The following is a 14,159-nucleotide window of genomic DNA, read 5'->3' as shown; positions in this document are numbered from 1 at the left end:
TAACGGATCGACGAGGAACGAGTATGACCCGACGTTCTCGACGACTGCTCATCGCCGTCGTGCTCTGTCTCCTCGTCGTGCTGGCCGGCTGTACCGGCATGGGAACCGACGACGGCGGCGACGGTGAGCAGCCGATCGAATCGAACGACAGCGACGACCTCGAAGGAGCCGATGCGGAGGACGACGACAGCGGTGACGGCGATGGCGGTTCGGACTCGAACGAGGGCGATGACTCGGATACCGAGGAAGCGTCCGACGGGTCGGATAACGCCGACGGCGACAGCGGTGGCACCGACGCCGATAGTTCGGCGGACGATGACTCGGAGGAGGAAAGCCCTGATTCCACCTCGGAGCGCGAGTCCGAGGACGGTTCCAACGGCGGCGACGAAACCGACGACTCGGCGTCCGCGCGCGGCCCGGCCGACGGAACGGAGTGGACCGTCACGGTCGAGCGGGTGATCGACGGCGACACGATGGAGGTCCGCTTCCCGAACGGCGAGGTCGACACCATCAGACTGCTCGGGGTCGATACCCCCGAGACGTACGGCCAGAACGACCCCGCCGAGTTCGAGGGGATCCCCGACAACACGGACGGTGCGGACTGGCTCGCAGACTGGGGCGACCGCGCGACGGCGTACGCAACCGATGAGCTCGACGGCGAGGAGGTCCGCATCGCGGTCGATCCGGAAGCCGACCGGCGTGGCTCCTACGGTCGGCTCCTCGTCTACGTCCACACCGACGAGGGAGAGTCGTTCAACCGCGCGTTGATCGACGAGGGACTGGCCCGAATGTACGACTCGCAGTTCTCCGAGCGTCCCGCGTTCGAGGACGCCGAGGCCGAGGCCCGAAACGAGGGGGTCGGCCTGTGGGGCTTCGAGGGATCGACCGAGGAACCGCCCGCGGACGGGACGGATGAGGACGAGGGCGGCTCCGACAACAGCGCTGATTACGACTGTTCGGATTTCGAGACGCAGGCGGAGGCCCAAGCGGTCCTCGACGAGGACCCGAGCGATCCACACGGCCTCGACGCTGATGGCGACGGAACGGCCTGCGAAACGCTCCCCGGCGGCTCCGGGGATAGCGAAGGAGATGACGGCGAAAGTGACGGGGACGGTACCGACACCGACGATGGTGATTCGGGCGGCGACATCGATTACAACTGTTCGGACTTCGAGACGCAGGCGGAGGCCCAGGCGGTCCTCGATGAGGACTCAAGCGACCCACACGGCCTCGACCGCGACGGCGACGGGGTGGCCTGCGAGTCGCTCCCCTGAGAGATCACTCCTCGGTCAGGCTCGGATGCGGCGTCGGTTTCTCCCCATATGGCTCGGCGAGCCACTCGCGCATCGTCTCGCGGCCCTTCTCCGCCCGGCGCTCGCGTTCCTCGTCGTCGATCTCCTCACAGCCCGGCGGGACCTCCCGCCCGCGGTCGGTGAAATACCCCTCCGGAACGACCCAGTCGTTGTAGAAGTGCAGGTCGGAGTCGTGGATCAGCGTCAGGGCGACCTCCGCACCGTGGCCCGCCGCGATCACGGTCTGGTGGTACCGACGGGCGATCCGGCCGGCGGCGTAGAGTCCCTCGACGGCGGTGTGGCCGTCGCCGTCGGTTTCGATGTACTGCTTGCTCCCGCGGCGGTCGAGTTCGACGTCGAGTGATTCGAGATAGCTCGAATCCGACCACGAACCGGCAATGACCCGCTCGGCCTCGTGGACCGTTCCGTCCTCCGTCGCGACCTCGAAGCCGACGGCCTCCGGCTCGCCCGCGTGAGTCACCTGCGTGACGGTCCCTTCGGCGAACGAACAGCCGGCGCGCTCGGCCTGCGCGCGGGTCATGTCGAGGAAGAGCCGCGGGTCGATGCCGGCGGGAAACCCGGGGACGTTCTCCAGGTGGGCGTTCCGTCGGAGGATCGACTCCCCGCCGTCGACGATCAGCGTCTCCAGTCCGGCGCGGGCGGTGAACGTCCCTGCGGTCAACCCCGCGACGCCACCGCCGATGATCAGCACGTCGGTTTCCATACTTCGGCGATGCCGCCGTGGAACGGTAAGGATGTCCATTGTGGGGAATCAGCGCATCGAACGGCGATCGGACACCCCGTGTTCGTCCGGATCCAAACACAAACACTTAGGGCGAATTCGTCGCAACTGCTCGTGTGGACGAAGTCGAACTGAGCACGGTCATCTATCTGCCGCCCGAGGAGGTCTACGACTTCCTCATCGACTTCCCCCGGTACGCGAACTACTCCGAGTACCTCACCGGGGTTCGCCAGCACGGCGACGGGTCGCCGGGCACCCGGTACGACCTCCGGCTCGCGTGGTGGAAGCTCACCTATACGGCCCGCTCGGAGGTCACGGGCGTCGACCCGCCGACGCGGATCGACTGGGCGCTCGTCAAGGACATCGACGCCCGCGGGCACTGGCGCGTCGAGGCGGCCCCCGAGGAAGCGCCCGAGGGCCACGAGACGGCCTCGCGGGTGTGGCTGCGCGTGGAGTTCGACCCCGAGTCCGCCCGCGGCAGCGCGATCGACCTGCCCGCGTTCGTCTCCTTCGGCTGGGTGATCGGGAAGCTCAAACCGAAGGTCACCAAGGAGGCCGAACGGGTCGTCAGGCGGATCGTCGCGGATCTGGAGGGGGAACCGCGCGACGTGGAGTTGGAGGTCCATCGGACCCCCGACTCGGTATAACCGAAGGTACATACATCCCGGCCGTAAACCGGCATCTATGACGGTGGTTTCGTGCGTGTGATCATCATCGGGGCCGGCGAGGTCGGCTCCTCGATCGCCGCTGGACTCGCAAGCACACACGACGTGGTCGTCATCGACATCGACGGCGAGCGCGTCGACGACCTGACGTACTCGCTCGACGTGCTTGCGATCCAGGGCGACGGGACGTCGCTGTCGGCCCTCGAGAAGGCCGGAATCGGCGAGGCCGACATGCTCATCGCGAGCACCGACAACGACGAGACCAACATCGTCGCCTGCAGCGCCGCCAAGGCCATCGGCGACGTCTTCACCATCGCCCGGGTGAAAAAGCCCGACCTACTCGAGACGTGGAACCGGTCGGATAAGGCCTTCGGCGTCGATTTCATGGTCTGTACCGACCTTCTCTCCGCACAGGCGATCGTCACCATCGTCGGGCTGCCGGCCGCCCGCGACGCCGATCCCTTCGCCGGCGGCACCGTCCAGATGGCGGAGTTCGAGATCCCCGAAGACAGCCCCGTGACCGGCCAGACGGTCGCGGAGGCGGACCGATTCGACTCGCTGACGTTCGTTGGCCTGCTTCGCGGCGACGAGGTCGAGATCGCCCGCGGCAAGACGGAGCTGCTGGCCGGGGACTACGTCGTCGTGATCGGCAGCCCCGAGAGCGTCCAGCGCTTCGGAACCGAACTCTCGCCCGAGGCCACGCCGGATTCCACGGAGGAGATCGTCATCGTCGGCGGAAGCGAGGTCGGCTACCAGGTCGCGAAGATGTTCGAGGAGCGGGGACTGAAACCCCGGCTCATCGAGGAGGACTACGACCGGGCGCGCGACCTCGCGGAGCGACTCCCAAACACCGTCGTCATGGAGAGCGACGCGACGGACATCGAGTTCCTCTCGCGCGAGCACATCGACGAGGCCGACGTGGTGATCGCCGCGCTGACCCACGACGAGACGAACCTGCTGATCTCGCTGCTCGCGAAACAGCTCGGAGCCAACCGGGCGGTCGCCGTCGTCGAACACGGCGACTACGTCGACCTCTTCGAGGCGGTCGGCGTCGACGCCGCGGTCAACCCCCGCGAGGTGGTCGCCGAGGAGATCACCCGATTCACCCACCAGGGCCGCGCCGAGAACATCTCGCTCATCCACAACGACCGGGCGGAGGTCCTCGAGATCGAGATCGACGAGGACAGCGTTCTCGCGGGCCGAACCCTGCAGGATTCGATGGCCGAACTTCCGAACGCCGTCGTCATCGGCGCGATCACCCGCGAGGAGGAGTGTATCATCCCGCGCGGGGACACCCGGATCGAGGCCGGCGATCACGTCGTGGTCTTCGCCCGCACCGACGTGGTCGACGCCGTGACCGCGGCGATCGGCTGAGGGTGCCTATTTCCAGAACGCCCGCGTGAACAACACGAGCACCGGGACGATCTCGATACGCCCGATCCACATCAGGACGATCATCACGAGCTTCGTCGTCGTCGGGAACGCCTCGTAGGTGCCGAAGGGACCCGCGATGCCGAAGGCCGGCCCGATGTTGAGGAAGGTCGCCGCGGCCGCGCCCATCGCGTCGAACTCGCTCAGCGCGAGCCCGACACGGGCGCCGTCGACGACGATGAAGACCGTCGCCGTCGCGAAGATCAAGAGGTTCACCAGTGTGAACGCGTAGATGTCGCGGATGGTCTCCTCGTCGACGACCTCGCCGCTCAAGCGCACCGGGCGGATCGCCTCGGGATGGATCGAGGTGAACAGATCACGGCGAAACCCCTTGATGACGACGAGCCAGCGCAGCGTCTTGATCGAGCAGGTGGTCGAACCGGCCATCCCGCCGATGAACATCGCGAGAAACAGGACGTGTTTCGCGCCCGATTCCCAGAGGTCGTAGTTCGCGTTCGCGTAGCCCGTCGTCGTCATGATCGAGACGGTGTTGAACACCGAGTGGCGCATCGTCGACTCGATACCGCCCGTGTACGACTCGTCGAAGAAGAGCAACGCGACGGTGATCGCGCCAAGCAGCCCGAGCAACGCGATGTAGAAGCGAAACTCCTCGCTGTCGACGAGCCGGTGCCAGTCGCCCTGCAGGGCGAAGTAGATCAACACGAAGTTCGTCGCCCCGACGATCATGAAGGGGACGATCGTCCACTGGGCCACCGGCGAAAACGCGGCGATGCTCTCGGGCTCGGGCGAGAACCCGGCGGTCGAGATCGTCGTCAGCGGGTGGGCAACGGCGTTGTACAAGCCCATGTTCGGGGCCAGCCCAGCAAGGTGCAGCCCGTAGAGGACCGCGACGAGCAGGACGGTGAGCCCAATGTAGAGTTCCCCGAGCAGGCGGGCGGTCTGGGCGATCCGGGGGGCGAGCTTGTTGACGTCGCGGGTCTGGGTCTCCGACTCCATGAGCTGGGCGCCACCGACCCCGATCTGGGAGAGGATCGCCGTCGCGAGCACGAGGATCCCCAGCCCACCGAGCCACTGGATGACCTGTCGCCACATCAGAACCGAGTGCGAATGGATCTCGAAGTCCAACAGAACGGTCGCCCCAGTCGTCGACACGCCGCTCATCGACTCGAACAGGGCGTCGATCGGGTGGGCGATTGAGCCGCTTCCCGCCAGCACGAACGGGATCGCGCCGACGACGGGCACGGCGAACCACGTCACCGCCACCATGAGAAACGCCTCGCGGGGCCCGAGTCGCCCCTCGATTCCGATCCGGGAGAACGCCTCGCCGACCGCGAGCGAAACCGCCATCGTGACGAGAAACGGGACGAGCGCCTCGCCGTAGTAGACCGCGATCAAAAGCGGGACGCTGAGCGGGACGGTGAGCCACTTGAGGACGGTCCCGGTGAGGGTCGCACAGACCCGCCAGTCGACGGTCGTCTTCATCGCCGACCACGACTCGCGTTCGGGCGTCCGTTCACACCGGTACTGGCCCGACACTGCGGCTTAAGAAATTCGTTTGCGGGTTATTCGATGCGATCGCCCTCGTAGTCGCCGCCGTATTTCATGAACACGTAGATGAACCCGAGCGTCGAGCTGAGCGCGACGGTCAGCGCGACCCCGGCCGACTTCGCCGCGCCGGGCAACTGAACGCCTCCGCCCCCGCCGCCGCCGGGCTCGCCCCCGCCTCCGCCGCTTTCGCTACCGCCGCTCTCGTTGCCGCCACTTTCGTTACCCCCACTCTCGTTGCCGCCGCTTTCGTTACCCCCACTCTCATTGGTGCCGCTTTCGTTGCCCCCACTCTCATTGCCGCCACTTTCGTTACCGGCACTTTCGTTGTCCTCCTGAGCGGCCGCACTGGTGCTCGCGGCGACCGCCGCCGCCCCGCCGATCGTCGCCTCGCGCATGAACAGCCGCCGTGAGAGATCGCGGTCCCGATCTCGGTCCTCGCTCATACGCGGGGGTTGGGAACGGGCCGTACTGAATATGTTGGTTTCCGCCACGCCCGCCGGAGTACTCAGAGCCGGTAGTCGAACTCGCCGGTCTCGCTTTCGAGGAACGCGACCAGGAGATCGATCACCGCCTCGACGTCCTCGACGTGGGCGCTCTCGGTGACGGTGTGGAGATAACGCGTGGGGATCGAGATCGCGCCGACGGGTTTCGCGCCCGCGGGCGTCTGGAAGCCGGCCGTGTCGGTCCCACCTGCGGGCAACACCTCGAACTGGTGGGTGATCCCCGACTCTTCGGCGACCGCCGCGAGCCGGCGGTGGACCTTCGGGCTGGTGATCACGCTCGAATCCTTCAGCTTGATCGCCGCGCCCGCACCGAGTTCGGTGACGTACTCGCGTTCCTCGAAGCCCGCCACGTCGTTCGCGACGGTCGTATCCAGCGCGATCGCCAGATCCGGGTCGAGATCCACCCCGAGCGCTCGCGCCCCGCGAAGCCCGACCTCCTCTTGGACCGTCGCGGCGAAATGGATCGTCACCTGCGGGTTCTCGATCCGCCGGGCGGCCTCGATCAGCGCGAAGACGCTGACGCGGTTGTCGATCGCCTTGCCCGTGACGTGCTCGCCGACGAGTTCTGTCCCTTGCTCCATCGTCACGAGATCACCGGGGGAAACGCGCTCCTCGACGGCCGCCGGATCGAGCCCGAGGTCGATGCGCACGTCCTCGGTCTTCGGGGTCCGCTCGCGCTCCTCCTCGTCCAACGTATGGGGCGGCGGCGAGCCGATCACGCCCGGGAGATCCCCCTCCGGGGTGTGGACGGTCACCCGCTGGGCCTTCAGCACGCGGGGGTCGAACCCGCCTAGCGGGTCGACCGCGAGAAAGCCGTCATCGTCTACGTGCGTGACCATGAAGCCGATCTCGTCCATGTGGCCCGCGACGGCCACCGAGTACTCCGAATCGCCCTCGATCGTTCCGATCACGTTGCCCATCGCGTCGGTTCGGATCGCGTCGACGTGGGGGGTGAGTTCCTCGCGGACGATCTCCCGTACCCTGTCCTCGTAGCCGGGCACGCCGCGGGCTTCCGTCAGGCGCGTTAGCAACTTGTACTCGAAGTCGGGGTCGACTGCCATGCCGACTCAACGGGCCGGCCCGTATAAATCGCGGCGAAGTGGCCGGGTGTCTGACGCTACGCCAGGTCCGCGAGAAACGCACGAAGCTCTCCCGTAAACGCCGCCGGATCGTCGAGGTTCGAAGCGTGGCCCGCACCGGGGATCTCCCGGAGGGTGACCTCGGGCAGCGCCGCCGCCAGTTTCGGCCCGTGACGGCGCATGAACGGCGGTTCGTTCTCCCCGTAGAGGACGAGGGTCGGCGCCGTGATCGCGCCGAGGTCGAGGTCCGTCTCGTGGAAGCTCGCGACCGCGCGGATCACCTTCGCGAACTCCTCGGTCGTCATCCGTGGCCCCGACGAGCGCACCTCCTCGATCCGCTCGTAGTCACCCCTCGCGCCCTTCGAAAGGCGTTCGTGGAGCCACACGAGAGCCTTCTCGACGCGCTCGTAACCGAGAAGACGAACCGGCGGGACGGTCGCACGAAGCAACACCGAGCGTTGGAACCACTCGCTCCGGTCGAGCAGTTCGGGTGTGAACGTCCCGGCCAGCACGAGCCCGCTCACTCGGTCCGGGTGGCGCGCGGCGTACACCTGCGCGATACAGCCCCCCATTGAGAGCCCGCAGACGACGGGCCGGTCGAGATCCAGCGCCTCGACGAGAGCGGCGAGGTCGTCGGCGAACAGCTCGACCGAGTAGCGGGGCCTGTTCGACCCGCCGGTCCGCCCGTGACCCCGGACGTCGTAGACGACCGTCGTGTACTCTTCGCTGAGAGCTTCGACCTGCGGGTCCCACTGGCTGTGATCGAGGATCGCGCCGTGGACGAAGACGATTGCCGGACCCGCCCCTTGCTGTTCGTAGTACGTGTCAATACCGTTCGTCCGCATCCGTGGCATACGGTACATATGCTACGTGAAGAGATAACGATCATCCGTCCCTGACTCCCGTTCGGGCCTCTGAGTTACACGTCCCGGTCGATGACGAACGTGGTAAAGGAGGCGAGTTGATCGGCGCGTTCCTCTTTCAGGGATACGTCCCGGAGGTGCTTGCGAGCGCTCTCGGCGAACTCCAAGGCGCGTTCGCGGGCGTACTCGATGCTGCCGGTCGTCTGGAGGATCTCGATGGCGTCGAGGATCTCCTCGCGGGTGTTCTCTTCGGCGTGGAGGGTCTCGGCGAGCCGGTCGGCCTCGGCCGGATCGGCCGCCGAGAGGGCGTGGATCACCATCAGGGTGCGCTTGCCCTCACGGATGTCGTTGCCGAAGGCCTTGCCGAACTCGGTGGTACCCTCGATGGTGCTCTCGACGTCGAGGATGTCGTCGCCGATCTGGAAGGCGATGGACATCTCCTCGGCGTAGGCGGCGATCTCGCGCTCGACCTCGGAGGATTGGTCGGTGATGAGGGCGGCCAGTCGGGCGACGATCCGCCCGAGACAGCCCGTCTTGCACGCACACATTTCGAGGTACTCGGCCTCGCCCACCGAAACGTCGCGGTTGCGGTGCCAGTGGATGTCCATCCCCTGACCTAGGTGCGTCCGGTTGAGCTCGTCCATCAGCATGTCGTAGATCGCGAGTTGGGTCTCGGGGTCGAGACCGGCGGGGTTCTTCCCGACGATCTTCAGGGGAAGGAAGTACATCGCGTTGCCCGCGTTGAGTGCGATGTCCTCGCCGAAGACGTGGTGCAGGGCGGGTTCGCCGCGGCGTATCTCGGCTTCGTCCTCGACGTCGTCGACGATGATGGTCCCGTTGTGAAGCACTTCCGGGATGCAAGCGTAGGGCAGGTACGCGTGGGGATCGGCCCCGAACCCGTCGAGCAAGAGCAGGCAGACGACCGCCCGCCAGCGCTTGCCCCCACGATCTAGGAGGTCCCAGATCGGATCCGACAGCGCGCGCTGGATCGCGTCCGGGTCGTATCGGTGGCTCGCCGGTCCGAACCACTCGTCGAGGTAGGCCTCGTCGACGGCGCGGGGCAGGAGTTCTTCGATCGCGTCGTCGACGACCGGCTGCCACTCGCTGAGGACGTCCCGCATACCGCGGGGGTCGCTCGGCGCGGTGAAAAAGGCTTCAGTTTGCCGTCGGAAACGCCCTACCCGTTCTGGATCGTTTCAGAATGTTTTTGTCTTTCCGGAGAACAGTTATCGGCTATGGCTGACAAAGACGAACTCCGTACGCAGCTTCACGACGCGTTCGAGGGCGCCGATTATCCCGTCAAAAACCAGATGGACCTCGTCCCCGCGCTCCCGAACGGGCCGGCGACGAAGTTCGAATCCGGCGACACCAGTTTCACTGCCATGGAGATGGCGACCCGCCTGTCGAACCATCAGGAGTTCCCCTACGAGGACGTCGACTCGCTGGTTGACGACGTGATGGTGGGCCTCGAAAAGGAAGACCTGATCTGAGGCGACGACCCGATCGCCGAACGGAGCCACTTCTAGCGCGTATCGTTTCGTACTACTCTCATCCGAAGCACGTAGCGACGTCATCGGAGTCGATCATGAGTCCGGAATCGTCTCGCCGGGCTGTCGCCCCGGATCGCGAGCGAGGTGCTTGACGCGTCGAACACGTCCGAACGAACTGACCGTCTCCGAGCGTCCACGATGACCGCGTCGTCGAACCTCAGTCCGTCCGCGGGAGTACGTCGACGCTGGCGACGCGATCGTCGCCCGCCAGGCGCATGACGATCACACCCTTGGTGTTTCGTCCGACCGTCGAGACGTCCGCCGCGCGAATGCGCATGATCTGGGCGTCGTCGCTCATCACGATGAGGTCGTCGTCCTCGCTCACGGATTCGACGGCAGCGACCGGCCCGTTGCGCGCGCCCGTCTTGATGTCGATCAGCCCCTTCCCGTAGCGTGACTGGGTACGGTATTCGGAAAAGGCGGTTCGCTTGCCGTAGCCGTTTTCGGTGATCGTCAGCAGGCTTCGGCCTTCGTCGGCCGTGACGAGGCCGACTACCGAGTCGCCACTCTGCAGCTTGATCCCGTTCACTCCTCTGGCGGTACGCCCCATCGCGCGGGCCTCGCTTTCGGGAAAACGGATCGCCATCCCGTTTCGCGTCGCGATCATCAGCTCCGTCGAACCGTCCGTGACGGTGACGTCGACGAGGCGATCGCCCTCTTCGAGCGAGGCGGCGATCAGCCCCGACGAGCGCACGCGCTCGAAGGCGCCGGCTTCGGTCCGCTTGATGTAGCCGTTCTCCGTGACCATCGTCAGGAACTCCTCCTCGTCGAAATCGTCGGTGTTGACGACCGCCGTCAGCTCCTCGTCGGGATCCAGATCGAGGATGTTGACCGCCGACTTCCCTCTGGCGGTGCGACTCATCTCGGGAACGTCGAACCCGCGGATCTGGTAGGCTTTCCCGTGGTTCGTAAAGCAGAGCAGGTAGTCGTGGGTGTTCGCGCGGAACACTTTCGAGACGCGATCGCCCTCCTTGAGGTTCGCGCCGATGATGCCTTTGCCGCCCCGACCCTGGGGGTCGAACGCCGAGACGGGCATTCGCTTGACGTAGTCGTCCTCGGTGACGAGGATCAGGGAGTCCTCCTCGGGGATGAGGTCCTCGTGAAGCACGGTGTCGCCGCCCTCGATGATGCTGGTGCGCCGGTCGTCGCCGTACTCCTCGCGGATCCCGCGTAGTTCGTCCTTGATGACGCCGAGAAGCTCCGATTCGTCGGCGAGGATGGTTTCGAGGCGCTCGATCTCTGCGGTGAGATCGTCGTACTCCTCGTTGATCTCCTCGCGTTCGAGCGACGTCAGGCTGCCCAGCTGCATCCGGACGATGTGTTCGGCCTGGGCCTCCGAGAAGTCGAACTCGCCACGGAGGGCGTCCTTCGCGCCGTTTCGGTCCTCGGCCCCGCGGATCAGTTCGACGACGCTGTCGACGTTGTCGAGCGCCTTCAGGCGCCCTTCGAGGATGTGTGCGCGGTCTTTTGCTTCGCCCAGATCGTACTCGCTGCGCCGGCGCACGACGTCCTTTCGGTGCTCGACGTAGTGTTCGAGCGTCTCCTTCAAGTCGAGCACCTGGGGCTGACCGTCGACCAGCGCGAGGTTGATCACGCCGAAGGTCCGTTCGAGGTGGTGTTCGAGCAGCTGGTTCTCGACGACGTCAATGTTCGCGCCGCGCTTGAGGTCGATCGCGATGCGGATCCCGTCTCTGTCCGACTCGTCGCGCAGGTCGCTGATCCCCTCTATTTTGCCCTCGTTGACGTTCTCGGCGATGCGCTCGACCAGCCGGGACTTGTTCTGCTGGAAGGGCAGTTCCGTGATGATTATCCGCTCGCGCTTGCCCGCCTGTTCGCGTTCGAACTCCGCGCGCACGCGGAGCCGCCCGCGACCCGTGGTGTACGCCGAGTGGATCGCCTCCCGGCCGACGATGTTCGCGCCCGTCGGGAAGTCCGGTCCCTTGACGTGCTCCATCAGGTCCGGGATCGAACACTCCGGGTCGTCGATCAGGTGGATCGTCGCGTCGATCACCTCCCGCAGGTTGTGGGGCGGGACGTTCGTACTCATCCCGACCGCGATGCCCGACGAACCGTTCACGAGCAGGTTCGGGATCGCCGCAGGCAGGACCTCCGGCTCTTCGAGGCGGTCGTCGTAGTTGGCCGTGAAGTCGACCGTTTCCTTCTCGATGTCGATCAGCAGCTCCTCGGAGATCGGGCTCATCCGGGCCTCGGTGTAGCGCATGGCCGCCGCGGGGTCGCCGTCGACCGAACCGAAGTTGCCCTGCCCGTCGACGAGGGGGTAGCGCATCGAGAAGTCCTGCGCCATGCGCACGAGGGTGTCGTAGATCGCGCTGTCGCCGTGGGGGTGATAATCCCCCATCGTCTCCCCGACGACCGAGGAGGACTTGCGGTGGGCCGACCGGGAGCTGACGCCCATCTCGTGCATCGCATAGAGGATGCGCCGGTGGACTGGCTTGAGGCCGTCGCGGACGTCCGGCAGAGCCCGGCCCGCGATGACGCTCATCGCGTAGTCGATGTAGGACTGCTCCATCTCGTCCTCAATGCGGACGGTGTCGATCCGTGCGGCGTCGATGTCGGGGTTCGGAACGTCAGAACTCATGGTGTGGGGTCTCAGGGTATGGTAGTCGCTGCGGGCGTCGTTCGTGGTGCGGTCGCAGTGGCTGTCCGCGGCGCGGTGGCCGGTGCGAGCGAAGCCGCCACTTCTGGCGGCTCCGCGAGCAGGGCGGGGAAGGGCAGGCGTTCCTAAGAGCAGCCGTCCAACCGGACGGCTGTGATGCGGTCCTGGTGGTCCTCGGAAATCTTCGGTTTTCGGGACCCGAAAAGACCGCTTTGCGGTCTTTTCTTGGGACATGCAAAGGGCGAGCGAGGGCTGCCAAGGCCGAATGAGGGCTTTTCAAATGTCGACCCATTCGGCCTCCTTTGCGTGCTCCTGAATGAACTGTTTTCGCGGCCCGACGGCGTCGCCCATCAGCACCGAGAACATCCTGTCCGCGGCGGCGGCGTCCTCGATGGTGACACGCTTGAGAACCCTGTTCTCGGGGTTCATCGTCGTCTCCCAGAGCTGCTCGGGGTTCATCTCGCCCAGGCCCTTGAACCGCTGGATCCGGTCGGGCGAGCCATGCTCCTCGATGATCTCCTCGCGTTCGGCCTCCGTCATCGCCTCGTAGGTCTGCCCGCCGTAGCGAAGCCGGTACAGCGGCGGCTGGGCGGCATAGACGTAGCCCGCCTCGATCAGCGGGCGCATGTACCGGTAAAACAGCGTCAACAACAGCGTCCGGATGTGCGCGCCGTCGACGTCGGCGTCGGTCATGATGACGACCTTCTCGTAGCGCGCTTCGGCGATGTCGAACTCCTCGCCGACGCCCGCTCCGACCGCGGTGATCATGTCCCGGATTTCGTTGTGTTCGAGCACGCGATCGAGCCGGTGTTTCTCGACGTTGAGAATCTTTCCGGAGAGGGGCAAGATCGCCTGGAACTCCCGGGCGCGACCCTGCTTTGCGCTCCCGCCCGCCGAATCGCCCTCGACGACGAACAGTTCGGCTTCGCTCGGATCGCGGGTCTGACAGTCCGCCAGTTTGCCGGGCAGCGCCGTCGATTCGAGCGCGGATTTCCTTCGGGTCAGCTCTTCCGCCTGTTTGGCGGCTTTGCGGGCCTTCGCGGCCTCGACGGCCTTGCGGATGATCGCTTCGGCGGTGTCCGGATGCTCCTCGAAATACGTCGAAAGCCCCTCGTGCATGGCGCTCTCAACGATCCCCCGTACTTCGGAGCTGCCGAGTTTGGTCTTGGTCTGGCCCTCGAACTGCGGGTCGGGGTGTTTGATTGAGATCACCGCAGTCAGTCCCTCGCGGACGTCCTCCCCGCGGAGGTTCTCGTCGATGTCGTCGAGCAGGCCCTGCCCGTTTGCGTAGTCGTTGACGACGCGCGTCAGGGCAGTCTTGAAGCCGGTCAAATGGGTGCCACCCTCACGGGTGTTGATGTTGTTCGCGAAGGCGTGGATCGATCCCTGGAGTTCGTCGGTGGCCTGCATCGCCACCTCAACCTGAATGCCGTTTTCCTCGTCGGACAGATAGAGCACGTCCTCGTGAAGCGGGGTGCGCGTCTCGTTCAGATACTCGACGAACTCGCGGATCCCGCCCGCGTATTCGAATCGTGACTCGGTGTCGTCGCGCTCGTCGGTGAGCGTGATCCCGACGCCGGGGTTGAGGAAGGCGAGCTCTCGAATGCGCGTTTCGAGTGTCGAGGTGTCGAAATCACCGCTCTCGAAGATCTCGTCGTCGGGCCAGAAACGAACCGTCGTGCCCGTCTCCTCGCCCTCGTTGAGATCGCGAACCCGCTCGATGTCGCCCTCCGGCGCGCCGTGGTCGAAGCGGTGGTGCCAGACCGCGCCGTCCCGCTTGATTTCGACTTCGAGGCGTTTCGAGAGGGCGTTGACCACGCTTACGCCGACGCCGTGGAGGCCCCCTGAGACCTGGTAGGACTTGGAGTCGAACTTCCCGCCGGCGTGAAGCACGGTCATGATCACCTC

Annotated in this window: 12 protein-coding genes; 4 read left to right on the top strand and 8 right to left on the bottom strand. The window is 65.8% G+C overall.

The window, feature by feature from the left end; all coding sequences use genetic code 11:
- Window positions 1-23 precede the first annotated feature (23 nt).
- A complete protein-coding gene (locus EAO80_RS11590) occupies window positions 24-1,274 on the top strand; it encodes a thermonuclease family protein (protein ID WP_122090047.1) in 1,251 nt (416 codons plus the stop codon).
- Window positions 1,275-1,278: 4 nt separating this feature from the next.
- Here EAO80_RS11590 and EAO80_RS11585 read toward each other — a convergent pair whose 3' ends face one another.
- Window positions 1,279-2,016, bottom strand: a complete 738-nt coding sequence (locus tag EAO80_RS11585; RefSeq protein ID WP_122090046.1) for an FAD-dependent oxidoreductase — start codon at window positions 2,014-2,016, stop codon at window positions 1,279-1,281.
- A gap of 134 nt (window positions 2,017-2,150) precedes the next feature.
- On the opposite strand from EAO80_RS11585, the gene EAO80_RS11580 reads away from it, so the two are divergent.
- Together EAO80_RS11580 and trkA are read left to right on the top strand one after the other, a co-directional pair.
- Window positions 2,151-2,681, top strand: coding sequence for a type II toxin-antitoxin system RatA family toxin (locus EAO80_RS11580; RefSeq protein ID WP_122090045.1), 531 nt, complete (start codon window positions 2,151-2,153; stop codon window positions 2,679-2,681).
- Window positions 2,682-2,732: 51 nt separating this feature from the next.
- Entirely contained in the window at window positions 2,733-4,073 is a 1,341-nt protein-coding gene (gene trkA, locus EAO80_RS11575) for a Trk system potassium transporter TrkA (RefSeq protein WP_122090044.1), read from the top strand.
- Between the two features lie 6 nt (window positions 4,074-4,079).
- Here the strand turns inward: trkA and EAO80_RS11570 are convergent, their stop codons facing one another.
- From EAO80_RS11570 to EAO80_RS11550, 5 genes are all read right to left on the bottom strand, one after another.
- Window positions 4,080-5,573 (bottom strand): TrkH family potassium uptake protein, encoded by a 1,494-nt coding sequence (locus EAO80_RS11570; protein WP_122090062.1) that lies wholly within the window; start codon window positions 5,571-5,573, stop codon window positions 4,080-4,082.
- Window positions 5,574-5,653: 80 nt separating this feature from the next.
- Entirely contained in the window at window positions 5,654-6,082 is a 429-nt protein-coding gene (locus EAO80_RS11565; protein ID WP_122090043.1) for a hypothetical protein, read from the bottom strand.
- Window positions 6,083-6,144: 62 nt separating this feature from the next.
- Window positions 6,145-7,203 (bottom strand): M42 family metallopeptidase, encoded by a 1,059-nt coding sequence (locus EAO80_RS11560; protein WP_122090042.1) that lies wholly within the window; start codon window positions 7,201-7,203, stop codon window positions 6,145-6,147.
- 56 nt (window positions 7,204-7,259) lie between these two features.
- On the bottom strand, window positions 7,260-8,075 hold the full coding sequence (locus EAO80_RS11555; protein WP_122090061.1) for an alpha/beta fold hydrolase: 816 nt from the start codon (window positions 8,073-8,075) through the stop codon (window positions 7,260-7,262).
- Window positions 8,076-8,140: 65 nt separating this feature from the next.
- Window positions 8,141-9,205, bottom strand: coding sequence for a polyprenyl synthetase family protein (locus EAO80_RS11550; protein ID WP_122090041.1), 1,065 nt, complete (start codon window positions 9,203-9,205; stop codon window positions 8,141-8,143).
- A 114-nt stretch (window positions 9,206-9,319) separates the two neighbouring features.
- Between EAO80_RS11550 and EAO80_RS11545 the strand changes: the two genes are divergently transcribed.
- A complete protein-coding gene (locus EAO80_RS11545) occupies window positions 9,320-9,574 on the top strand; it encodes an MTH865 family protein (RefSeq protein WP_122090040.1) in 255 nt (84 codons plus the stop codon).
- Window positions 9,575-9,791: 217 nt separating this feature from the next.
- Here the strand turns inward: EAO80_RS11545 and gyrA are convergent, their stop codons facing one another.
- Window positions 9,792-12,233: a DNA gyrase subunit A gene (gene gyrA, locus EAO80_RS11540; RefSeq protein WP_122090039.1), complete on the bottom strand. Its 2,442-nt coding sequence runs from the start codon at window positions 12,231-12,233 to the stop codon at window positions 9,792-9,794.
- Between the two features lie 294 nt (window positions 12,234-12,527).
- Window positions 12,528-14,159 (bottom strand): DNA gyrase subunit B (locus EAO80_RS11535; RefSeq protein ID WP_122090038.1); only part of this gene is annotated, 1,632 nt, incomplete at its 5' end.

It is taken from the genome of Halalkalicoccus subterraneus (assembly GCF_003697815.1).
Lineage (GTDB): Archaea > Halobacteriota > Halobacteria > Halobacteriales > Halalkalicoccaceae > Halalkalicoccus > Halalkalicoccus subterraneus.
Note: the sequence above shows the minus strand (reverse complement) of the source record. Positions and strands in the feature narration are given on the sequence as shown.